22 protein-coding genes and 1 tRNA gene are annotated in these 23,117 nt (G+C 32.1%); 9 read left to right on the forward strand and 14 right to left on the reverse strand.

What is annotated here, in order from left to right; translation table 11 throughout:
• Positions 1 to 21: 21 nt before the first annotated feature.
• The 10 genes from ACFEL1_RS06595 to ACFEL1_RS06640 form a co-directional block, all read right to left on the reverse strand.
• Positions 22 to 753 carry a coenzyme F420-0:L-glutamate ligase gene (locus ACFEL1_RS06595; RefSeq protein ID WP_342278879.1) on the reverse strand — a complete coding sequence of 244 codons (732 nt, stop codon included), beginning with the start codon at positions 751 to 753 and terminating at the stop codon, positions 22 to 24.
• Entirely contained in the window at positions 734 to 1,363 is a 630-nt protein-coding gene (locus ACFEL1_RS06600; protein ID WP_375330856.1) for a CADD family putative folate metabolism protein, read from the reverse strand. The genes ACFEL1_RS06595 and ACFEL1_RS06600 overlap by 20 nt, the downstream gene beginning before the upstream one ends.
• A 17-nt stretch (positions 1,364 to 1,380) precedes the next feature.
• Entirely contained in the window at positions 1,381 to 1,902 is a 522-nt protein-coding gene (locus ACFEL1_RS06605) for a dihydrofolate reductase (RefSeq protein WP_375330857.1), read from the reverse strand.
• A 4-nt stretch (positions 1,903 to 1,906) separates the two neighbouring features.
• Positions 1,907 to 3,175: a dihydropteroate synthase gene (folP, locus tag ACFEL1_RS06610; protein ID WP_375330858.1), complete on the reverse strand. Its 1,269-nt coding sequence runs from the start codon at positions 3,173 to 3,175 to the stop codon at positions 1,907 to 1,909.
• Positions 3,175 to 3,726, reverse strand: a complete 552-nt coding sequence (locus ACFEL1_RS06615) for a dihydroneopterin aldolase (protein ID WP_341762202.1) — start codon at positions 3,724 to 3,726, stop codon at positions 3,175 to 3,177. The genes folP and ACFEL1_RS06615 overlap by 1 nt, the downstream gene beginning before the upstream one ends.
• A 411-nt stretch (positions 3,727 to 4,137) precedes the next feature.
• Positions 4,138 to 6,321, reverse strand: coding sequence for a hypothetical protein (locus tag ACFEL1_RS06620; RefSeq protein ID WP_375330859.1), 2,184 nt, complete (start codon positions 6,319 to 6,321; stop codon positions 4,138 to 4,140).
• Positions 6,318 to 6,782, reverse strand: coding sequence for a hypothetical protein (locus ACFEL1_RS06625; protein WP_375330860.1), 465 nt, complete (start codon positions 6,780 to 6,782; stop codon positions 6,318 to 6,320). The genes ACFEL1_RS06620 and ACFEL1_RS06625 overlap by 4 nt, the downstream gene beginning before the upstream one ends.
• A gap of 2 nt (positions 6,783 to 6,784) precedes the next feature.
• A complete protein-coding gene (locus ACFEL1_RS06630; RefSeq protein ID WP_375330861.1) occupies positions 6,785 to 7,090 on the reverse strand; it encodes a hypothetical protein in 306 nt (101 codons plus the stop codon).
• A 61-nt stretch (positions 7,091 to 7,151) separates the two neighbouring features.
• Positions 7,152 to 7,328, reverse strand: coding sequence for a hypothetical protein (locus ACFEL1_RS06635; RefSeq protein ID WP_375330862.1), 177 nt, complete (start codon positions 7,326 to 7,328; stop codon positions 7,152 to 7,154).
• Between the two features lie 313 nt (positions 7,329 to 7,641).
• Positions 7,642 to 8,691, reverse strand: coding sequence for an IS110 family transposase (locus ACFEL1_RS06640; RefSeq protein WP_341760906.1), 1,050 nt, complete (start codon positions 8,689 to 8,691; stop codon positions 7,642 to 7,644).
• A gap of 686 nt (positions 8,692 to 9,377) precedes the next feature.
• On the opposite strand from ACFEL1_RS06640, the gene ACFEL1_RS06645 reads away from it, so the two are divergent.
• The 8 genes from ACFEL1_RS06645 (at position 9,378) to ACFEL1_RS06680 (ending at position 16,601) form a co-directional block, all read left to right on the forward strand.
• On the forward strand, positions 9,378 to 10,880 hold the full coding sequence (locus ACFEL1_RS06645) for an NTP/NDP exchange transporter (RefSeq protein ID WP_341762021.1): 1,503 nt from the start codon (positions 9,378 to 9,380) through the stop codon (positions 10,878 to 10,880).
• Positions 10,881 to 10,977: 97 nt separating this feature from the next.
• Positions 10,978 to 11,053, forward strand: a tRNA-Phe gene (locus ACFEL1_RS06650).
• Positions 11,054 to 11,210: 157 nt separating this feature from the next.
• Positions 11,211 to 12,239: a UDP-3-O-(3-hydroxymyristoyl)glucosamine N-acyltransferase gene (gene lpxD / locus ACFEL1_RS06655; protein WP_342278871.1), complete on the forward strand. Its 1,029-nt coding sequence runs from the start codon at positions 11,211 to 11,213 to the stop codon at positions 12,237 to 12,239.
• Positions 12,240 to 12,362: 123 nt separating this feature from the next.
• A complete protein-coding gene (gene fabZ, locus ACFEL1_RS06660; RefSeq protein ID WP_341762023.1) occupies positions 12,363 to 12,797 on the forward strand; it encodes a 3-hydroxyacyl-ACP dehydratase FabZ in 435 nt (144 codons plus the stop codon).
• Positions 12,798 to 12,799: 2 nt separating this feature from the next.
• Complete coding sequence (gene lpxA, locus ACFEL1_RS06665; RefSeq protein WP_375330863.1) at positions 12,800 to 13,618, forward strand: acyl-ACP--UDP-N-acetylglucosamine O-acyltransferase; 819 nt, start codon at positions 12,800 to 12,802, stop codon at positions 13,616 to 13,618.
• A gap of 1 nt (position 13,619) precedes the next feature.
• Positions 13,620 to 14,447: an LpxI family protein gene (locus ACFEL1_RS06670; protein WP_341762025.1), complete on the forward strand. Its 828-nt coding sequence runs from the start codon at positions 13,620 to 13,622 to the stop codon at positions 14,445 to 14,447.
• Positions 14,448 to 14,634: 187 nt separating this feature from the next.
• A complete protein-coding gene (locus tag ACFEL1_RS06675; RefSeq protein WP_375330864.1) occupies positions 14,635 to 15,993 on the forward strand; it encodes a PleD family two-component system response regulator in 1,359 nt (452 codons plus the stop codon).
• A gap of 104 nt (positions 15,994 to 16,097) precedes the next feature.
• Positions 16,098 to 16,601: an RNA pyrophosphohydrolase gene (locus ACFEL1_RS06680; protein ID WP_341762027.1), complete on the forward strand. Its 504-nt coding sequence runs from the start codon at positions 16,098 to 16,100 to the stop codon at positions 16,599 to 16,601.
• A 67-nt stretch (positions 16,602 to 16,668) separates the two neighbouring features.
• Here the strand turns inward: ACFEL1_RS06680 and ACFEL1_RS06685 are convergent, their stop codons facing one another.
• On the reverse strand, positions 16,669 to 17,172 hold the full coding sequence (locus ACFEL1_RS06685; protein ID WP_375330865.1) for a Na+/H+ antiporter subunit E: 504 nt from the start codon (positions 17,170 to 17,172) through the stop codon (positions 16,669 to 16,671).
• Positions 17,159 to 18,715, reverse strand: a complete 1,557-nt coding sequence (locus tag ACFEL1_RS06690) for a DHA2 family efflux MFS transporter permease subunit (protein ID WP_375330866.1) — start codon at positions 18,713 to 18,715, stop codon at positions 17,159 to 17,161. The genes ACFEL1_RS06685 and ACFEL1_RS06690 overlap by 14 nt, the downstream gene beginning before the upstream one ends.
• Positions 18,716 to 18,874: 159 nt before the next feature.
• On the opposite strand from ACFEL1_RS06690, the gene ACFEL1_RS06695 reads away from it, so the two are divergent.
• Positions 18,875 to 19,819 carry a hypothetical protein gene (locus tag ACFEL1_RS06695; RefSeq protein ID WP_375330867.1) on the forward strand — a complete coding sequence of 315 codons (945 nt, stop codon included), beginning with the start codon at positions 18,875 to 18,877 and terminating at the stop codon, positions 19,817 to 19,819.
• Between the two features lie 105 nt (positions 19,820 to 19,924).
• Here the strand turns inward: ACFEL1_RS06695 and ACFEL1_RS06700 are convergent, their stop codons facing one another.
• Positions 19,925 to 21,547: a hypothetical protein gene (locus ACFEL1_RS06700; protein WP_342278868.1), complete on the reverse strand. Its 1,623-nt coding sequence runs from the start codon at positions 21,545 to 21,547 to the stop codon at positions 19,925 to 19,927.
• Positions 21,548 to 21,688: 141 nt separating this feature from the next.
• On the reverse strand, positions 21,689 to 23,110 hold the full coding sequence (locus ACFEL1_RS06705) for a DASS family sodium-coupled anion symporter (protein ID WP_375330868.1): 1,422 nt from the start codon (positions 23,108 to 23,110) through the stop codon (positions 21,689 to 21,691).
• Positions 23,111 to 23,117: the final 7 nt, after the last annotated feature.

A 23,117-nucleotide genomic window follows, 5' to 3' on the forward strand; every position in this document is an offset into this window, starting at 1 on the left:
TAGGTCATTATTGCACGCTTTTTAACTCACCCATTTCGCCGATTTTAATAATGGACCATATAAATCTTCTTCCATACTAATGACAATGCTAAGTTTTTCCTCTTCCGATGGAGGTCTGTCAAGAAAGGTTAGACGGGGAGCATCCTTAATAATAGTTATAGGGGTTTGTTCATTGCCTTCCCCCATAACAAAAACAGCTGCTCCTGCTAATGAATCTAATATATTAATTTGTGTGACATTTAAAGATTGATTATAAATATCATGCTTACCAATATAGGAATATAAGGGGCTAAAACCACACCAACCAAGAGCAATTCCAGTTACACCTCGTCTCATAATAGTTGTATGACTATCGGTTATAACAATTCCTAGATCGCAGATATTATGTGTACTGCACAAATATTGCCAAATCCAATAGGCTGTTTTCTGAACATCTTGAGGATATAATACATAAACACCATCGGCATTAGATTCATCAATACCCGCAGATGGAATTAGTAAGCCATTTTTTAGAGTTAAATAAATATTATATCTATTTTCTTCTGTCTCTAATATTTGATCTGCCTCTTGTAGAATTAATGTATATTTATCAATATCACCTTTTTTAACAAACCTTCCCTCTAATACACTAATTACTTTTGAAGTTATAGCTACAACATCACCTTCTTTTAAATCCGCAATATATTGAGTCAATATAGTTTGTAATGACTCACCATATTGGATTTTATGAGTCTTAATAGCATGAATTTGCATATAACTCCATCCCATCAAGAAATTGCCAAAGTAATTTAGCCCCCTTCACAGCTCCATAATGTACTTGTTTTTGTTCTATGTTATTAAGTTTGTTAATCAGCTTAATAAGTTCATTGGTATGCCATATATCAGTTTTTGCATGAACAGCGAAAAATTCTAAGGTTCTTTGATTGTGAATATTATAATGTTTTTTCAGACCATCAATCTTGACTTTTGATACTGTTGGAGTTTGTCTTTCATAAGCATATAAGGCTCCAAGTCCAGTAGGATAATCTGTTTGAGTTAACTCAAAAAAACCATTAACCAATCTTTTTGTTGACTCAAATTTGGGATTCTTATCATTATCTCGAGAAACACCTAATCCTTCGATAAAACGTAACCATAGCTCCGGATGATTATTGTCACCTTGTTCTTCATCAACCAAATTCTCTAATAAGACTTGTCTGGCCTGGATATCAACACATAAAGCGTGAATCTGACTGATATATCTAGGAAAAGCAGCAACATGATTATAATATTCTTGAGCATAAACGTTCAGTGTATTCTTGTCCAAGATACCATTATTCCAAGCTTGATAAAATGGATGTTTAAGTAAAGACCATTTTTCCAATGTATCGTCCAAATTATTTATAAACTCCATGAAACCTCCTCAGGGTTTTTTAATAGATAAATTGTATAATTACTTGATTTCTTTAGAGTATATCTTGTCCATCTTCTGAAATACCGAAGATCCAAATATACATCACCAGAATATAATTTATGTATTTCTGTAAGAATAAAGGAAGAAATTAAATTATGTTCTAGAAATAAATGAGCTATTTGTCCACCTCCGATCATAAAAATCTTATCATTAGTTTTCGATTTTTTAAGATGTTCTAAACATTTTTGTAGAGAGGTAAAAACCTTAGTGCCATTCAATTGCAAGCTGTTATCATTAGATAAAACAAAGGTCTGCCTGTCTATAAATAGTGTTTTCGGCATAGATTGATAAGTATTACGCCCCATAATAACTATACTGTTGTGGGTAATAGCTCTAAAATGCTTGATTTCATCTGGATAATACCATGGTAAGGCATTATTACGTCCTATGACCCCATCTTTTGTTGCTGCCATGATTCCTATAATAGATATAGATTGTTTGCTTATCATGTCATTACTCGTTATTAGATGAGTGATATGCAACCAAAGCCTTCATATGATCTTTCACATTATGTACTCGTAAAAAATCTACTTTATCTTTAATAGCCAAGGAAGCTCCAATTGTTTCTATGTCTCTAGCATAAGCATGGGGTTCTTTAGAAAAAGCATGAATATATGATTTTCTAGAATGGCCTATCATTATCAAAGAACCTAAGCTTTTAAGCTGATCTATACTTCTTAATATTTCAATATTTTGATAAGCTGTCTTGCCAAACCCTATACCAGGATCTAGAACGATATTCTCTAGAGTAAATCCAAGCTTAGTAAGCCTTTGTATAGCACCCTTACCCCATTGAATCAGATAATCAATTGGTTTGACGTTTAAGGGTATAATCTGATTTTTGCTTGGTGGAATAGTAATAGAATGCATAAGACAAAATTTACAACCAGCTTTTGCTATAGCCCTTAATGTATTATCATCAAACCCTCCACCAACATCATTAATCCATCTTATATGATATTTTTCTATAAGATTTACAGCAATAAAAGGATGTAATGTATCAATACTTATATCGATCTTTTTATCAGTAATAATAGGGGCTAGTTCCTCTAACACTTCATCTAACTTAGCGTATTCAGATTCAATAGGTTGAATAGTTGCATTAGGTCTTGTTGATTGAGCACCAATTTCAATAACGCTAGCTCCATCTTCTACAAGCTTTATCACTTGTTTTATAGCTTTATTTGTTTCATAAAAATTTCCGCCATCTGAAAAAGAATCCTTAGTTATATTAACGATTCCTACCAACCGAGGATTTAAGACAGAGCTTTTTATAAAAGAGTTCTCTATACTTGGTTGGAATTTCCATGGCTCTTTACCCATTAATGCTAATAGATGTTTGAGAAAATCACGATTCTCCAGTTTAGGGTGGGGAATAACAAGATACTTTGTGTTTATAATTAGATCGTTATAAAACAAAATATCTAAATCAATAATACGTGGGGTCCATAGTTCATGCTTTCTAGGACGTCCTATGGTTATTTCTATATTTTGCAATGATTGCAATAATTCTGTTGGTGATAAGTTTGTCTCTCCAGCAACTATCATATTTAAAAATGGCTTATCCCAGTCAGTAGAAGCACTGCATGGTAAAATTGCCTTAGTTTCAAGGATGATAGAACATCTAATATTTGATAAACAATATTGCCTAATTAAGTTAACAGATTCCCATAAATTATCGAGGCGATTACCTAAATTTGATCCCAAGCTTATATAAATCATCACGCATCCTCATTAGACCTCTTGCGTAATTCTACTTCTGCTGGTAATTTGTGCGTGATACCGGTACTCTGCTCCTCACGTACATTTGAGTACGCTGCGGGTCGAGATTCCGTGTCTCCTACAAATTCCCTAGCATAAGCGAATTTCGCAAGAGGTCTATTAATAAAATTAATGTAATGCGTCCAACTAATACCCCCATGAATGTTGGGTACAGGAGGAGAAACTTTACGAGTCTCAATTTTAATTGATTGGATTAGATGTTGGAATGAATTTAAATAATCAAAAATTGCCTTATAAATAGATTCTGTCAAATGCTCAACAACATTAAAGCACTTTCCTTGACAAAAAACGGTAATTAACTCAACTATCTTAAGATAACAAACAACATCCTTTAGCTTATCTGTATAAGCACCTTGAGGACACACCTTAAAACACAAGTCAATATTGAAACTAATCATTTGGGGATGAACCTTCTCTTCCTCAGTACATCCAAGATGAAGCCAAATACGAAAATCTATAATAGAAAGCTTAAAAACATTTTTATTGAATATAACCTCATTTTACTGATTAAATGTATTATGAAAAAATTGATCTGTCAACAGTTTTCCGGACAGTTAATACGAGACAATATTAACAGAAAGATTAACAGAAAGGAAGTACAAAAATGACTAATTTATTCGGTCGAATTTAAAGAATCAGCAGTCAAATTGGCAATTGGAGACCATTCAAAAGTAGGGGCAAAGCTAAATTTGAATTAGAAATCTACGCCAAATCATTAGACTTATATCTTTAAAATGTACTTTAAATTGGTAAATCTTAGTATTGTCAGACATATAAAAGCAATTTATCAGTTACTATAAAAAGCTAGGCATATTTTTAGCAAAATTTAGCTTTCCCCCTGCTTTTGAAGGGTCTCCACTCCGTATCAACTAATACATGTAACTGGAGTAGGTTACTCGACTTTATTTTGGCTTTACATAATAATTATAAGGAGTTAATAGAGTATATTTATTATTTTTATAATATTTATGCAACATGATAAAAGCTTCATAAGATGATTTTGGGGCATTATGACATTTTTTACTCATCTTTACACATAAATGCAGCATTTCAGGAATAAAATCTTTATTTTTAAATTTATTGTAACTATCAATACTTGAATGACAAAAATAATCCACTTTATTAGGAAGATTTTTTTTGAAAAAAGACCATTCTTTTTTAGCTAGTTCTTTATCTTCTTTTGTTAAAAATTCCCCATAATTATTTAGCTCAAAATTTTCTAAATCTTGGTCATTCCACCAATTCTCACTATTCATACTCAATTCTGTTAAATTTAGATCCTTTTGATAATAAGAATCGTTGCGCCATAAATATGATTTGATAAATATATTTAAACCAGGAGAACGCATTATAATCAGGTGAGCTAATTTCTGTTTAACTTCTAAATTTTTCTCAGATAAAAATCCATTAATAACATCATTTAATTCCGGATTTAATTTCACCAAAAGAGAAGATATATTTTCAGCTTCTGATATTTCTCCCAATAATATATAGCGTGTCCAAGCACTAGCAATTAGGCGTTTCTTTAACCATTTTGGTATATTACAATCTAGGGATTCAGTAAGCATTTTAGTAGGGACATTTTCAATGAGATTGTTGCTCTGTCCTATTATATCCATAATTTTTCCTGAGATATCATTCGCATATTCTATTGAGGAATCAGTATACATATATAACACAGGTTGTACTATGTAAGTTAAATACTCATGGTAATTTTTTGCAGCATATGAACGTAAGTAATTAAATAAATTTACTTCATAAGGTGCTAAATTAGGAATTTTTAAAACTTTTGTTGTAATATCATCCAATAGTTTGTAATTTTTTTCAGATAAGGCAAGTTTGGCTAAATAATATTGAGTTAATATGTATCCTTGCGTATTTTCAGTAATTTCTTGTGCTTTTTGGATAACTTTTTGAGCTTCCTGCGATTTAATATCTGATAATTTGATCTTTTTTAAAGATAGTATCAGCCAAGGTAATGAATTATAGTTTTGCCATTTTTTATATGTATCTAAAAAATTATCTTGAATATAAAAATAATTTGCCCATTCTAAAAATGGGTGGTTAGTAATCAGCCCATTTTTTATAGTATGATCATTATAATCTGATACTAAATATCTAAAATCATTATAATCTTCTGACCTTATCTCTTTGGAGATTAATTGTTCAGTGAGTTGTATTACTTCTTTATTTATATCTTGTTTAATTATAAAATATTTTAATAATTTATCTATTTCAGCTTTAAAAGGTGATGTATTAATTAAAGGTTGTAATTTTTTATATAATACAAAAAAATCATTATTATCTTTATTTTGATATTTTATTTGCCTAAAAAGAGAACGAAATATTAAATAAAGAGCTAAATCTTTATATTGAGAATCACTCTCTGATATTTTGGTAAATAATTCACTACTAGTATCATAATGCATAGCATAGAAATAAGCTGAAGCAAGTTGGTAGTTATAATCATCTAATTCTTCTTTTGTTGCATTTTCTGACAAAATAGTAGGTAGTATTAATACGTTCTGATCACAGTTATTAAATACTTTATTTTGGTTAGATACCCATTGTTTTATTTGAGAAGCATTATATTTCTTGCTTTTATCATTAAATAATTCTACAGCAAAGGTAAAAGCATTGTTCAAGCAATTCTCAAAATAGAAACTAGTTTGCACCTGATTTTCTTTGTTGCTAACTGATTTATATGACGAAAGATAGTTTTCTTCATTAACTATTTTATTGCTATTTTCTCGCCATATATTTTGTGAGTTAATTTCTTCATTTATTGGTTTAGATAAGTTATCTAGGTTTTCTGTAGTAGGTGGATTATTTGATAAATAACGATATGCTAGAATTAGCCCTAGCAGATTAGTTTTATCAGGCAATATTGCTATGGAACCTCTAGCAAAGGTCTTTAATATTCCTTCTTGTCTTAAAGGTATGGTTATATCGAAGATATCTTCTTCATACGGGAAAGACCTTGTTTCGATTGTAGTCATACAAGCTAAGCTAATATGCATGAAAAAGGTGATTAATATTAGAGTACCTGCATAAATCAGTTTAGTTGGTGTGTTCTTAGATTTCATAATTGAACATTTTTTATAATTTTATAATATGTTTCTTTATTCCATTTATCTTTATTAAATACAAAGACTTTAAAGCTTGTTGGTACAGTAAGCACATCACCTGCCATAAGGCCAATATAATTTTGACATTTTTTGCTACGCCAATTTTTATTATCAGTAAAAAATTTTTTTACTCGTCTTATATCTTGATTTTCTTTTCTGCCTTGATACACCATTGGCACGGCATATTCTATTGAAAGTTTATCTATCCAATTATCAAACATACACCATGAAGATAAGGCAGTAATAGAAATTTTCCTATTGTTTTTTACTAATGTTTCAATTAGTTGAGAGTAAATTTTTCTTTGATTATAAGTGGCATCAAAATCTAATTGTATCAGTTGTCCAGGTTTAGATGCAGATAAAATAATATTACTTAGATCAGTTAAACTTTTTGCGTCTAATTTTCCTTTTGCTTTCATTTCTAAACGAAAAACTGGAATAATAAAACTATTAGCTGAGGTTGTAAGAGTATTTGTTCTTGGTATAATTTTATCTTATCTAGGTCTATATAGATGGTAGCTATTAAGGATGCAACGGCTGTATTATTATCAATAAATAATAAGTCATCTGATCTATGCCAACTCCATAGTGTTAAATTAGGTACTTTATTAGAAAGAAAAATTTTATAATACAAAGCTATAGTTAATGGGAATATTAAAATAATTACCAAATTCTTATATGATAAATTTGGTATATATCGAACTATAAGTTCTAAGGCTCTTAGCATAGCAATTATCTTTTAAAAAAAATTAAATATTTTTATCTGTATTTTATATCAATAAAAAATATTATTGATTAACAACAAATAAGCGTTTTTGTTGAATAAGCTTATGACAAACTTCAAGTAATTTACACATACAAGCTACAATTAGCTTAACTTTTTGCTCTTTTATTAAGTTTATAAATTCTTCATGACCTGATTGCTCATTTAAAAAACAGTGATATATTGGTTTATTATTTAGCATGTATGGACCTACCCAACAATGCAAGAAAAAAATAATATATAACAGCAAAAAAATCGAATGCAGTCATGTATCCGGCTTATAGACAATAAATCAAGCAATTTACCCTATAGCCCTGATGGAATTCGCTGGCTTACAAACTTATACTTATCATATATTCGACTTCTAAAGAGCCATTGCTAAATTCAGTTTTTTCGTAAGCTAAGGTTCGTCTTATTTACCATCAATATTATCATTCTTCGCATATTCCGGATTGGAATTTGTTAAACTTTTATTACCTATAATGTCATTTCATCAATTATTTGGAGCAGTTTTTTTAACTACAAACTTTACTCTCGGTATAATCATTACCTGAACTGAGTAATGCAAATACCACCCTTGCTAGCTTATTAGCTACCGCGACAACTGTTTTATTATGACTGTTTCTCTCAGATAAATTAAACATCCACTCAGTAAACTTGCTATAATCTTTTTTAGATTTTTGTTCTTCCGTGGTAAATCTTATCTTGCTATTCAGAACGGCTCTTGCTCCTTGAATTAACAAAGTACGTAAATAAATATCACCTCTTTTACTAATACCAAGCAACTTATCTTTACCACCACTAGAATGTTGCCTTGGCACTAATCCCAGCCATGCTGATAATTGCCTACCATTTTCAAAACAACTAGCATTCCCTATTGAGGCTATTAAGGCTGTGGCAGTTATTAAACCTATACCTGGTATCGTCATTAGTTGTTGGTGATTACTATACTGGCTAGCTATGATTTTTAATCGTTGTTCTAGCTCTTTTATTTTTTTATCATTTTCTACAAATTCTTCTTTTAACTCACTAAACGTTTGATAGCTTAGCTGGCTTAAAGCCCCTGCATCTAAAATCTCAGTTAATTTTGTCATAATCTTATTGATTCCTTGCGGAATAACAAAACCAAATTCATGTAATAATCCCCTGATCTCATTAGCAAGAGCAGTACGGTTTTTTACCAATCGTTGCCTTACTCTATGAATAAATAAAATTTCTTGTTGCTCTACAGTTTTGATAGGTACAAACCTCATATTAGGTCTTGCTACTGCCTCACATATTGCTTCTGCATCAGCTTGATCATTTTTATTAGTTTTAACATAAGGTTTAACAAACTGCGGGGCCATTAATTTTACTTTATGACCTAATTTTGTTAATTCTCTTGCCCAATAGCTAGCTCCACCGCAAGCTTCCATGCCTACTAGACATTTTGGTACGTTAGCCATAAAAGTTAAAATCTGCTCTCTCGTTAATTTTTTCTTCAATACTGTCTTGCCATTTTTATCTACACCGTGAATTTGAAAAATTCTTTTTGCAATATCTATACCAATTGTGGTAACTTCCATATGGATCTCCTTATTATTGTTTAGGATTCATTTCCTATCCTAGAAGATTAGCATACGCTTCTCATTCTGTATATAGGGTAGGTCCATACCATTATATATACACATATATCAAGCCATTTTTTACTTACACCTAGACCTATTATTTTATTCATAGTATAATTTCCTTCATCTTATTGTACAAGGCTACTGCATTGCAGCATCTTCTACAATTTGTTCAAAGCAAACTTAACGATAAGAGGGTACTTATTCTATGCACGACTATTTCAGTCTAGCTCTTATCAAGTCACCCTCTTATAACTACTTATAATAACCTGAATTCGATGTAACAAGTTACATCGAATTCAGTATTATATATAGAAACAATCAGGTTTGAAGCGGCTGCCCACCTGATTGTTAAAATATAACACTCCATTCAATATGTGATTTTAACAATTAAAATCACATATTGAATGATGAAAAAAGTTAAAATGCACCCGCGTCAGCCGCTTCAAGAGTGCATTTTTCCTTATAACAAAGCAAGTATCGATATAAGAATTATTAATTCTTATATCGAACTGAGGTTATAATATGTTTTTAAGATATAAGAACCTATAATTAGACTTATCTAGCAAAAGGTAATCATTTCGTTTGACTTTTCTTGTATATATCTGTATAAGTCCACTGACTTATAATAATAATAAAATAGTATGAATAAGGTAGAAAATAATAGTTATTTCTCAGAAATGAGAAGAGTAGTTTGGCCAATTGAATGGCATGAAAATAAGAAATTCTTACCTATGGCTGGCATGATGTTTTGTATTTTGCTCAACTATTCCACTCTTAGATCGATAAAAGATGGATTTGTGGTAACAGCTATTGGTCCTGAAGCAATAAGTTTTGTAAAAACCTATGTTGTTTTACCAATGGCAGTACTACTTATGGTTGCTTACGTAAAGCTTTGTGATATTTTAAAACAAGAAAATGTTTTTTATGCTGTAACTAGTTTTTTTCTTGCATATTTTGTCCTATTCACTTTTGTCTTATATCCTTACCCAGAGTTGGTGCATCCCAATCCTGAAACAATTGATACATTAAGTATTGCATATCCAAATTTTAAGTGGTTCATTAGGGTAGTTGGTAAGTGGAGCTTTGCAATCTTTTATGCTATATCAGAACTTTGGGGAAGTATGATGCTTAGCTTATTATTTTGGCAATTTGCTAACCAAATTACTAAGACTGAAGAGGCAAAGCGTTTTTATTCTATGTTTGGTATGTTAGCAAATTTATCTTTACCAGTTACTGCATTAATACTTGGCTATTTTTTAAGCAAAGAAACTCAAATAGTTTCAGAAGAACTGAAATTTACGCCACTATTTGTTATTATGATGAGTAGTGCTGTAGTTATCATGTTATTATATAGATGGATGAATCAGCATGTTTTAACCGATCCTACTTTATATGACTCAACAAGTAAAGCAAACAAGAAAGGCAAGGTTAAGTTATCTCTCATAGAAAGCTTCAAAATGATTTTTAGCTCAAAATATTTAGGACTTATTGCCTTACTAATTATATGTTATGGTGTGTCAGTAAATCTTGTAGAAGGTGTATGGAAATCAAAAATTCAGCAGCTATATCCAACTAAAGAAGAATATACCATGTATATGGGGCAATTTCAGGCTTGGCAAGGTGTGACAGCTATATTATTCATGATTGTTGGTTCTAACATTTTAAGAAGGGTTTCTTGGTTCACCGCCGCTATGATTACTCCTGTGATGATGTTAATTACTGGTATTGCTTTTTTTGTTTTCATTTTCTTTGATAGTACTATTGCGATGTATGTTACTGGTCTATTCACTTCTGGACCTTTGGCAGTAGCAGTGATGATTGGGATGATTCAGAATATTTTAAGTAAGGCAACAAAATATTCACTATTTGATGCTACCAAGAATATGGCATATATTCCTCTTGATAAGGATCTTAGAACAAAAGGTCAAGCGGCAGTAGAAGTTATAGGTGGTAGGTTCGGTAAATCTGGTGGTGGTATTATCCAGTCAACATTCTTTATCTTGCTCCCTGCTTTTACCTTCACTGAAGCTACACCTTATTTTGCTGGTGTGTTTTTTGTTATTGTAATATTGTGGCTATACGCGATCAAAGCACTTAATAAGGAATATCAAGTTCAGATATCTGATGTCAAATCCGAAAGTTAGTTGTAACGAAGTTAGATTGATGGGGCTACAACGCGAATTCGGGATAAGAATTTGTCAATTCTTATCCCGAATTGGGGTACAATAGGTCTGTTCATGCGGCTAGATAGCTCAGTTGGTAGAGCAAAGGACTGAAAATCCTTGTGTCGCCGGTTCGATCCCGGCTCTAGCCACCATCTCTATGATAAATCTCTTATACTATACTTCTAAATTGTATAATAACTATTATACAATAATGAACAATATTCTGAAATATAAATTATTGTAAGAAAACTTGAGTATTTTCTAACTGGCGTTTATACTGTTGCCATTATTTTGTAAAATTAAATAACCATGATAAACTCACGTTTTTATAAAAAATCTGCTCCTTATAAATTATCAGAAATTGTAAAATTAATAGATGCTAAGATAGTATACTCAAATGATTTGTTAATCCATAATGTTAAGTCATTAGAAGAGGCTGATGTTGGTGATATAAGTTTTTTAATTCATAACAAATATATTATTCAATTCCAAAACACTAAAGCTTCATGCTGCATAGTCCCAGAGGATTTTTCGCACGAATCTAATAATGGAACAATTTTATTAAAAACAAAAAATCCGTATTTTGCTTATGCAAAATTAGTAGATTTATTTTATAGTAAAGCAAAAACTTATCCTAACAAAATTATGCCTTCTAGCTATATTGCAGATTCTGCTATTATAGGAAAGAATTGTTATATAGGACATAATGTTGTTATTGAAGATCATGTTATAATAGGAGATAATTGCATTATAGAATCTGGGACGAGTATAGATTTTGGAGTAGTAATAGGTAATAGAGCGTTAATACACTCAAATGTTTCAGTAAGTTACAGTATAATAGGTGATGATGTGGTAATATTAGCGGGAGCGAGAATTGGACAAGATGGATTCGGTTTTGCAACAGATAAAGGAATTCATAAGAAAATTTTGCACACTGGTATGGTAAAAATAGGGAATAATGTTGAAATAGGTAGTAATACTACTATTGATAGAGGATCGATAAATGATACAATAATAGAAGATTTTTGTAGAATAGATAACTTAGTGCAGATAGGACATAATGCTATAATAGGACGGGGGTCAGTTATTGTTGCCCAAGTAGGTATAGCAGGTAGTACTAAGGTAGGAGCATATTGTGCTTTAGGTGGGCAGTCAGGCATATCCGGACATATAGTACTAGGCGATAAAGTCCAAGTAGCAGCCAAATCTGGCGTGATAAAAGATGTTGCACTAGGAGCTACAGTTGGTGGATATCCTGCAGTACCAATTAGAGATTGGCATAAACAATCAGTAATTATGAAGCAACTTGTAAACAAAAAAATGAGTTTAGATAACTAAAAAATCTATGTTTTAAGAATTTAAGATAATAGCATGTCGTCCTTTAAATGATTACAAGCTCGATTTAAGATTTGCTGACCTAAAAATGAAATAGCTTACAGATAAGAAAGAGGAATGTATATAATGACAATTAATATTATAGAAATAATGGAAATGCTACCTCATCGTTATCCATTTTTATTAATAGATAAGGTACTAGAATTTAAGCTTCATGAGTCTATTGTTGGTATCAAGAATGTTACTTTTAATGAGCCGCAATTTACTGGTCATTTTCCTACAAAACCAGTAATGCCTGGTGTACTAATTATTGAGGCTATGGCTCAACTATCTGCTATTTTAGTAGCCAAATCAATGGACTTCAAAGATAAAGATGTTTTCTTTATGACTATTGAAGAGGCAAAATTTCGTAAAGTTGTTGAGCCAGGTGATACATTACATATTTATGCTAAAATAGAACAAAATAGAGGCTCTGTTTGGAAATTTTCAAGTAACAGCAAAGTTAATGATCATATAGTTGCAGAGAGCAAATTTACTGCAATGGTTAAAAATAGGAATTAACAATGACCTTATCAGCTATACACGCAACTGCCATAATAGATACAAAGGCTTCGATTGGTAAAAATGTCAGAGTCGGTCCTTTTTGTACTGTTGGGCCGAATGTGGTTTTGGCGGATAATATTGAGTTAAAATCGCACGTAGTTATAGAGGGAAAAACAAAAATTGGTGCTAATACAGTTATATATCCATTTGCTTCTATTGGTCAGCCCCCTCAAATACTTAAGTATGAGGGAGAAGAGTCAGAGGTTATCATAGGTAATAATAATACTATTAGAGAATATGTAACTATTCAAGCCGGTAGTAAAGGTGGTGGTATGGTTACCTCTGTAGGTAATAACTGTTTATTGATGGTTGGAGTGCATATAGCACATGATTGTATTGTGGGTAATAATGTAATTCTTGCTAACTATGTTAGCCTAGCTGGTCATGTTAAAGTTGATGATTATGCCATTATAGGAGGTCTTTCTGCTGTTCTGCAATTCGTACGTATAGGACAACATTCGATGGTGGGTGGTATGTCTGCAGTGAGCAAAGATGTGATTCCATTTGGGCTAGCTACAAATGAAAGGGCATTTCTTGAAGGAATAAACTTAGTTGGGATGAAAAGACGTGGCTTTGATAATCAGGAAACGCTTGATACTATAAAAGCCGTAGATGAGATTTTTATTGGCGAAGGTATTTTTACTGATAGAATTGAGATAGTTTTAAAGCAATATAAAGGTAATCCTGTTGTAGAACAAATTATCACTTTTATAAAACAGGATCTTAGTAGAGCATTTTGCCAGCCAAGACAAGTTGAACATGATAAGGTAAGTAAATAAAATGTTGCAAATATACCCTTTAAAGCAAAAGAGTATAGTTGGAATTATAGCAGGAAATGGCTTATTGCCAATTTCACTCGCCAATAGTTTCATTAAGCAAGGCGGGCAATGTTATATCGCAGCTTTGGAGGGAGAAGCAAATCCGGTATTGTATAAGGATTTTACCCACCAATTTTTTAAAATCGGTATGGTTAAGCCAATAATTGAATATTTTCGTAAGTATGATGTAAAAAATATAATTCTTGCTGGTAGTGTAAATCGTCCTAATTTGCGATCAATTAAAGTAGATTTAATGGGATCAAGGTTACTTGCACGCATATTGAAACAAAAATTTTTAGGAGATGATAAACTTCTTAGTATAGTGACAGATTTCCTAGAAGAAAAAGGGTTTAAAGTAATTTCTAGTTATGAAATATTAAGAACAAATAATGATGTTATGACCATAGCTGTTCCATCTAAAATAGATAACACAGATATTGAACTGGGGATAAAGCTATTAGATAGTATAGGATATCTTGATGTAGGACAGTCAGTAATTGTTGATAATGGGTATATTATAGGTATTGAAGCGGCTGAGGGTACAGATAATTTAATAGAAAGATGTTCATATTTACGTAAAAATTCTATAGGTGGTGTACTTATTAAAATGATGAAGAAAGATCAAGATACTAGAATTGATATACCTACAATAGGAGCAGAGACAATAAGTAACTTAGCTAATTATGGTTATAAAGGATTAGCCATACAGAAAGATAAAGTGATTATTCTAGAGATAGAAAGAACTATTGGACTCGCTAATGAATGCGGACTTTTTATTAAACTTATTTAGTGTATCTAAAGAATTAGGGCAATTGATCTTTGAAACATCTTCTTCAAATTATTTGAGTAATATTACTTAGTGCTATGAAAAATTCATGCTACAATAAAAAAAATTTTTTTCCAAGAAACATGAGACCTATTACAAAATTCACTTATGTGTAAGGATTTGAAGAGTCTGTAGAAAAATATATTACTTTATGACAGCCAATGTACTAGTAGTTGATGATATAGAATCAAATGTTAAATTACTGGAAGCTAAACTTTTAGGAGAATATTATACAGTCTTTACTGCCAATAACGGCAAAGATGCATTGAATGTTCTTGCCCTTAATAGAATTGATATAGTATTACTTGACGCCATGATGCCTAATATAGATGGATTTGAAACCTGCAAACGAATTAAGTCTAATCCTTACACTATTCATATACCAGTGATTATGGTTACGGCTCTTTCTGATACTGAGGATCGCATAAAAGGTCTTGAAGCTGGAGCTGATGAATTCTTAACAAAACCTATTGATGACACTGCTCTTTTTGCAAGGGTACGATCTCTTGCTAGAATGAAGGCGGTTATTGATGAACTCAAGCTTAGAAACACTACTAATGCTGAATTAGGTGGTGACGTCATAGAGGTAAAAGATAATTTTTCAGATAGTAAAATACTTTTAGTTAACGATGATATAGTGCAGGCAAGAAACATAAATAAAACGCTTCTCAGCCTTACCCCCAATATCAAAATAATATCTGATATCAATGAATTGAAGAAAGATAGCGAATATACCCCGGATTTAGTAATTATCAGCTGCCAATTAGAGCAAGGAGATCCTTTAAGAATAAGCGTAATGCTACGGTCTGATGCTAAATTCCATGATACGGTACTCATATTACAAGCTGAAGAAGAAAATACATCGATAGTTATCAAAGGTTTAGAGCTGGGTATTAATGATTATTTTACATACCCAGTAGATAAAAACGAGCTATTAGCTAGAATCAGAACTCAATTGAAAAGAAAACATTACCAAGATACTTTACGCAATGATTTAGAGTTAAGCGTAAATTTGTCGATCAAAGATGGTTTGACAGGCATATTTAATCGTCACTATTTTGATACACACATAAAGCAAATGGTAAAAAAATCTACTGATAGTAAAAGACCTTTATGCTTACTTATGTGTGATATTGATCATTTTAAGCAAGTTAATGACACTTATGGTCATCAAGCAGGAGACATAGTGCTAAAAACCATTGCTAATGTTTTGAAGAGCATTTTTAGGGTTACAGACTTGGTTGCTAGATATGGCGGAGAGGAATTTGCTATCCTTTTAAATGACATAACGATTGACGAAGCTATGTATATAGCGCAGCGGGCAAGAACAAGAGTGGAGTCTATCGATTTTAAAGTTAAAACGCAGAAAGATCCTATTAAGAAAACTATCTCCATAGGAGTAACTGAATACAAAATTGGGGAATCTATTAGTGATTTTATAGAACGTACCGATAAAGCTCTGTATCAAGCAAAGGAGGACGGAAGAAATAAAGTGATAAGAATAATTTAGATACACAAATGAAGATTCATCAGGTATACTAGACTTATTGTAAAACTAGCTTATGAGAGGGTAATTCTTAAAGAAGTCTACCTTTCATATAAAAACCTAAAATCATGAAAAATGAAACTATTTGTAAATGTTATCGTGAATTGCCATATAGACCAAGTGTAGGCATGATGATAATAGATAGTGCTAATAGAGTATTTGTTGGTAAAAGAATAGATACCAAAATACCAGCTTGGCAAATGCCTCAAGGTGGTATAGATCTAGGAGAAACGCCTAGTGTTGCTGCCCTTAGAGAAATGTTCGAAGAGATAGGTTGTAATAAAGGTTATATTATTGCAGAAAGCAAATATTGGTATAGTTATGATGTACCTAAAATTTTAATACCTAAATTATGGGGTGGTAATTTCCGAGGTCAAAAACAAAAATGGTTTCTAATTAGGTTTACCGGTACTAACGAAGATATTAATATTAATACTCGTAACCCAGAGTTTGAGGAATGGCGTTGGGCTAAGTTTGATGAGTTATTATCAATTATAATTCCCTTTAAACGCAAGCTTTATAAAGCTGTAGTTAAGGAATTTGCCCCTATCGTTCATGATATAGTCAATTGATGAGAATTTGGTGATGTCGTCTTCGATCGCTCGCCTATTATCTATAGGCTTCGCTCCATCGTTCCTGCTATCCAATTCTCCTGAATTGACTATAGTCGTTCTTTGAAATGTGCTGAATTCTTTTACTCATAGTAAAATTACCAAATTTTAGATTGTCGATTGATGATTGTTCTAGAGCATGAACTAATAACATACCATTTGATATGTTAAGTGTTACAGTTCCTGGTGTAAGAGTAATAGAATTACTATATATTACAAGACTTGTATCGTTTTTTTGTTCTGAATTAATCCACTCAAAGACTGGCTGTAGATTAAGATTTCTACGCCATATAATCTTCATTACTCCTAAGCTAGATACAACTATTTCTTTAATTAACCAAATAAAATATAATATAGAACGATAATTTAAATAAATCCTATCAGGGATCAAATTGAGTTTTATTGTTACAAGATAAGATATACTGGGGATAATTAAGGAAAACAATAATGCAAAAATATCAGTAGGTACTCCTGTTAAACCAAACAACACCAATAACAACATAATTAAAGTAAAGATTTTAGTGTGCATCATACTTTCCTCCACCTTTAACAGTTGATGTAAACGGTAGAAAGATCATTACCACAAAAAATAATGCACTTATAATACCAAAAATGCTATTTATCGCAATTACAAATGCTTCCTTATTTATATTACTGGCTAACCAAAAATACGAAGCCTTTTCTGGATCAACCACTTTACCATCCAATAATTGTCCTAGAAATTGTAATTTCATTAGAATAGAGGGTGAAGTGGAAGAAATATTCTCATTTAAATATTGGCTAAAAATCTTAGTTTTATCTGTAAGAAGTAGGCTAATAACTGCAAGACCAACAGCTCCACCAAGATTACGAGTAAGATTATATAACCCACTAGCATTCCCTACTTTATCTTTACTCATGCTATCTAAAGCAATATTATTAGTAGGTAAAAAGCAAAACATTAAAGCAAGCCCCCTAATAAATTGTGGTAAAAAAAACTCGGCAAATTTAGCATCTGATGTTAAAAAACTATTTAGGTAGCAACCTAAACTAAACGTAGCTAGACCGATAGCCAGCATAATTCTTAAATCTAGTCCAGAGCCAAGCATTTTTCCTGCAAGTGGAGCTGACAGAAATTGTGCCATACCAGTAACCATCATAGTAAAACCAATTTGCACAGTATTAAAACCAGCTATTGTAAATAAAAATAAAGGTAATAAATAGACTGCACCATATAGCCCTATACCTATGACAAAAGAGTAGATACAACCAAAAGTAAAATTTTTGTTAGCAAAAGTTGTTATATCTAAGATTGGATTAATAAATGTCAGTTCTCTAATAACTAACATAATAAATCCAACAACAATTAGTATGATAAGGAATAATATCAAATTATCTTCTATCCAGCCTTTCTTATTTCCTTCTTCTAAAACATATTGCAAAGAAGCAAGAGTAACAGTCAGTAAAATAATGCCAACAAAATCAAAGTTCTTAAGTAAATTGTAATTAGGTTGATCAAAATCAGCGTATAAATATACGACCACACAAACAAAAATACCAGGTATTACATTGAGTAAAAACATAAAATGCCAAGATAAGTTTTCAGTAATGTAACCACCCAGTGTTGGTCCAAGTGTTGGGGCTATTGTTACGACTAATCCTACTATCACAGTAACTACTGGGCGTTTTGAAGCAGGAAAAATTATAAATACTGTGCTAAAGACAGTTGGTATCATTGCTCCACCAAAAAATCCTTGTAAAGCTCTAAAAATAATCATTGCTTCTATATTGCTGGCTAGCGAACATAGAATACTCATAACGGTAAAACCAAGAGCAGCAATAAAATAAGAAATTCTAGTGGAGAGAAGCTTGGCTGTAAAACCGGTTATTGGTATTATAATCACTTCTGCTATAAGATATGATGTTTGAACCCAAGATAATTCATCACTAGAAGCAGAAAGACCGGCTGCAATGACTGATAAAGAACTGGCAACAATTTGAATATCCAACACTGCCATAAACATTCCTACTATCATTGCAAAGAATGCAAGTAACTGCTTATTTGATAGTGGGGGAGGGTCAAGATCTTGTTGCATAGAAAATGAAACCTAATTATAGCATATCACTTATATCACAAAAGTAACAATCTTACAAGCAAATATCCTCAAAAAATATATATTTGATAAAATTATTTAGTAGTATCTAATAGAATAAACTATAATAACTTATGTATTTAAATAGCGGGTTAGTTACATATGTCCAAGAAAAAATCTAATGATTTGAGTAAGAAAATACAAAATATTGATGAAAAATTTGAGAAAACACTTGGCGAGTTAGATAAGAAATTGTTTGAATCCGAGGTGGTGACAGGTATGATTAATGACTCATTAGATAGAATGGGTGGTTCTGTTTCTTCTTCGGAAGTAGATAAGTTGATGGAAGAAATACAATCTGAAGTTAATTTAGATAATAAATATGCTGAATTAGGTAAACGAAAAGATCGAGAAATAGAAGATAGACTTAAGGCTCTAAAAGATTCAAGACCTAAGGAAGAAACATTAAAGAATTCTGCAACTCCAACTGTGGAAGGTCCAATTCCAACTGTAGACGATTTGCGAGAAACACTGAAAAAATTAAAAGAAGATGAGAAAAAAATACTTCAGTCAACAAAACCAATAGGTAAAGTAGCCCCACGCCCAAGGAATAATAGCCCAAGGAATAATAATTTAGCAGCTAATTCTCGTAGGGTACAGGAGCAGAAACCATCTAAGCCACCAAAAATTAACAATAATAATAGACGACACGATGTTCCAAAGGAAAACGCTATTTTGGATGATATAAAGCCGGAAAAAAGCTGGTTTGCAAAGATTATAGATAAGGTTGTTGATATTGTTAAAGAACTCTTGAACAATTCACAAAATCAAGATACTCCATCTCCTAAACAACAAGATCTACAGGAGTTCAGGCAGAAAAGACAAGAAATATTAGCACCAGTAATACAGGCACAAAAGAAAGCAAAATTATTAAAAGAAGAACAAAAAGTGAGCAGAGAAGTATCCAAGGCAAAAAAACTAAGGAATAGTTTCGCAAAGCATGATAATAATAAACCTTTGCGTTCTAGTACTTCATCTATTATTTCACCACCTAGTACTCCTCCAGTAAAACCACCAGTAAATAAGAACGATAGGGGTGGTAGGTAACTTACATCTTTTAAAAGCCATACACTTTGAAGATATCGATGTCATCCTAAACTTGTTTCAGGATGACGTCCCACGAGTCCAAAGATGTGGGTAATGGTAGGTGAGTTACATTGAATGTTGATTGTTATCTATAGAATTACTTCTCTGCAGTTTTTTCCGATGAAGAAAGCGTTCTTCTTCTTGTAATAAATTTGGTACAGATTTACTTTTTCGTAACTGTGCTATAACCTCAGGTGTTACGATCTCTTTAGCAGATTTTTTAGCAGCCTCCATAGCTTTCGTTAATGGGCTATAATCCCTTATTACCTTAGGTTGTTTATAAAAAGGATTATGTGTCCTACCTAGATCTTTTAAAAGGCTTAGTGTACCTTTTGCAGCTGCTGTCAGTATATTATTACTTTTGTTCTTTTCTTTAGTTTCAGGTTCAGTTGCTTTTTCATTAGGTTTTTCTTCAAATTTATTGACTGCTGTATGAAGTGTAGCTCGTTTTTGCTCATCGGTTAACTTGTTATAATTTTTGTCAAACATCAGTTCAGTTAAAGCTTGTTGATATATATCAAATTTATTTTGTTTTTGCTCATCGGTTAACTTAAAATAATCTTTATCTTGTATTAATTCAGCCAAAGCTGCAGTTTGGATATGTTGTTTTTGGGTGATCTCACGTAGCTCTCGTAAATTCCTATAATAGGCAACATCATCCTTACGGAGTTCATCATTAATATTGATTTTAAATGCTGTAGTAAGGTTAGCTGAGTCCTTTTCAGTTACACCTGAGCCAATTATAGAAATAGCTGAAAGTGTACCACTTTTTAGTGCTGTAAGAATCTTAACAGGATTCCCACTAGTAGCAGCAGTTATGTTAGACGCTAAATTAGCGGCATTTTGAAGATTATCAACTATGAATTTGCTTGCACTAAATGCCATTTCTACTTTGGGATCTACATAGTGGTAATGTTTATCTTTGCCATTTGGAACATGATTATTTGGGACATGTAATTTCTTTTCCAATGCCTTGGCTAATTTGGGATCGAGTAGTAGTAAGTATTGTTGCTTGTCTATGTCCCCTCGATTTTGCATCAATAGGTCATTTTCTTGTGCAAGTTTACGGAGTCTTCTTGTTTTGATAACATCAGCTACTATTTCGCTAGTTACTCCAGCTAATGCTATTGCAGCCGCGGTCAAAGCTGCTGGAGGGGAGACCCCGGCTAGTGTTACTATTGCAAGTGCAATTGTAACAGTACGACCTATAGCACTACCAAATAGCACCTTCGCCAATTTTGTATCTAACAGCCACTCTATACCCTTGAAAAGTCTTGTACTCTTTGTCCAATCCCCAACAGCTTTAATTTTATTTAAAAATCTCTTAAATTTTGATTCTGTCTTTGGTTCTGTACTTTCCTGTTCTAAAGATTTTGCAAATTCATCTGAAATTTTAACTTCATTTGTTTTAACCGATTTTAATCTTTCACTTTTCTCTTGCTCAATTATATGTAAATCATCTTTACTTTTTACAGATTTTTGAGAGGGAGTACGTTTTAACTTATTTTCACGTTCAAGCTCCATATCATCAAAGCTTTTGGAAAGCTCTGCTTTTCTTTGCTTGGGTTGCACTGTTTGATTGTCTAACGTATTAGCTATTTCTATCTCTTTAGGTACAATTGTAGTACTATCTATCTCAGAACTTTCAAGGTTTTCAAACGGCGTAGATTCTTTTTTGTCATCTGTCATAATATACTACCTATTGGTATTAGACTCCTATCATATTTAATCTTAAAAGAGAGTCTAACAGCAAATTATACAAGATTAAAGACTAATTCTATAATAAATAAAATTATTCAGCAATGATTGCTATATATTCTAGTAGCAATTCTACCACAAACCTAGTGTTTTCCACCACATACCGCCTATAAAAATCCATATAATGCCATATACTAGACTCAAAACTAAACCAAGATACCACCATGTTCTGATCTTCATATATCCTGTCTCAAAATATATTGGAGCACTGCTGAGTCCATAATGAGTAAGACCCGAAGATAATATTGATAAAAAACTAAGTAGCAATGCAGATAGTAAACCAGGCATTTTAGCATGTATAAATAACGCTAGAAAAGTAGGAAAAAGTATAGCAATATGGGTTGTAGTACTGGCAAAAAAGTAATGTATATAAAAATATATTATAGAAAGTATAATTATACCAATCATTGGAGAGAAAAAACATAATAAATTATATCTAAGTTTATCACTAACCCATGATATTAAACCAAAATCAGACAAAAAACTTGAAATCATAACTAAAGTGCCATACCAAATAAAGGTATGCCATGCCCCTTTATCTGCAAGAGTATCTTCAAATTTAATTACTTTGCATAATAATAAAATACATACGCCCAATAGTGCAACTGTAGTAGCTGATAATCCCCATTTGCTGCCAAGCATCCATAAAAAAATTAAAATTACAAAAGTTATTAGCATAATAATCTCTTGCAATGATATATCACCTATTTCTTGCAATTTTGCCCTAGCTATTTGTATAGCAGATGGATCGTATTTAATTGAGGGTGGATGTAAATAATAAAGAATAAGAGGCATGACAGCAAGAGAAATCACGCCTGGCACTATAGCTGCTATTGCCCAGTCACTCCATGAAATTATAATCCCAGCATCAGCTGCGAACTTAACAGCTAAAGGATTAGCGGCCATAGAGGTAATAAACATAGCACTAGTTATCACATTTGATTGAAAGACTACTTTCATGAGAAATCCACCGTTTGAAACGGATGTTTCGTAATTTGTTTTATTAGAGTAAGCAGTGCAGAGTGACTGAGCGATAGGAAAAATTATCCCTCCTCCCCTAGCACATACACTAGGAATGAAAGGTGCGAGTATAAAATCAACAATTACTAGAGCATATGAAAGACCAAGGGTACTTTGTCCGACAAGTAGAATGATGTGATAAGCTATCCGCTCCCCAAAGCCTGTTTTTATAAAACCCTGAGCAATAAAAAAAGCAAGCAGCACCAGCCATATAATGCTATGACTAAACCCGGATAGACTTTGTTCTAAGGAAAGGGTTTGGGTCAGAATACAACAGAGTATGCTAAATAAGGCTATAGCACCCATAGGTAAAGGATTAAGAATTATAGCTGCAATAGTGGTAATAAATATAATAGAAAGATGCCACACCTTAACATCAAGTCCTTCAGGGGCCGGTATATACCATATTACACAAGCTAAAATAACAAGAATTAGAATAGGTAAATTTTTGTTCCAATTACACATATTAGGCATAATAAAT

The organism is Candidatus Tisiphia endosymbiont of Oplodontha viridula (assembly GCF_964264865.1).
Lineage (GTDB): Bacteria > Pseudomonadota > Alphaproteobacteria > Rickettsiales > Rickettsiaceae > Tisiphia.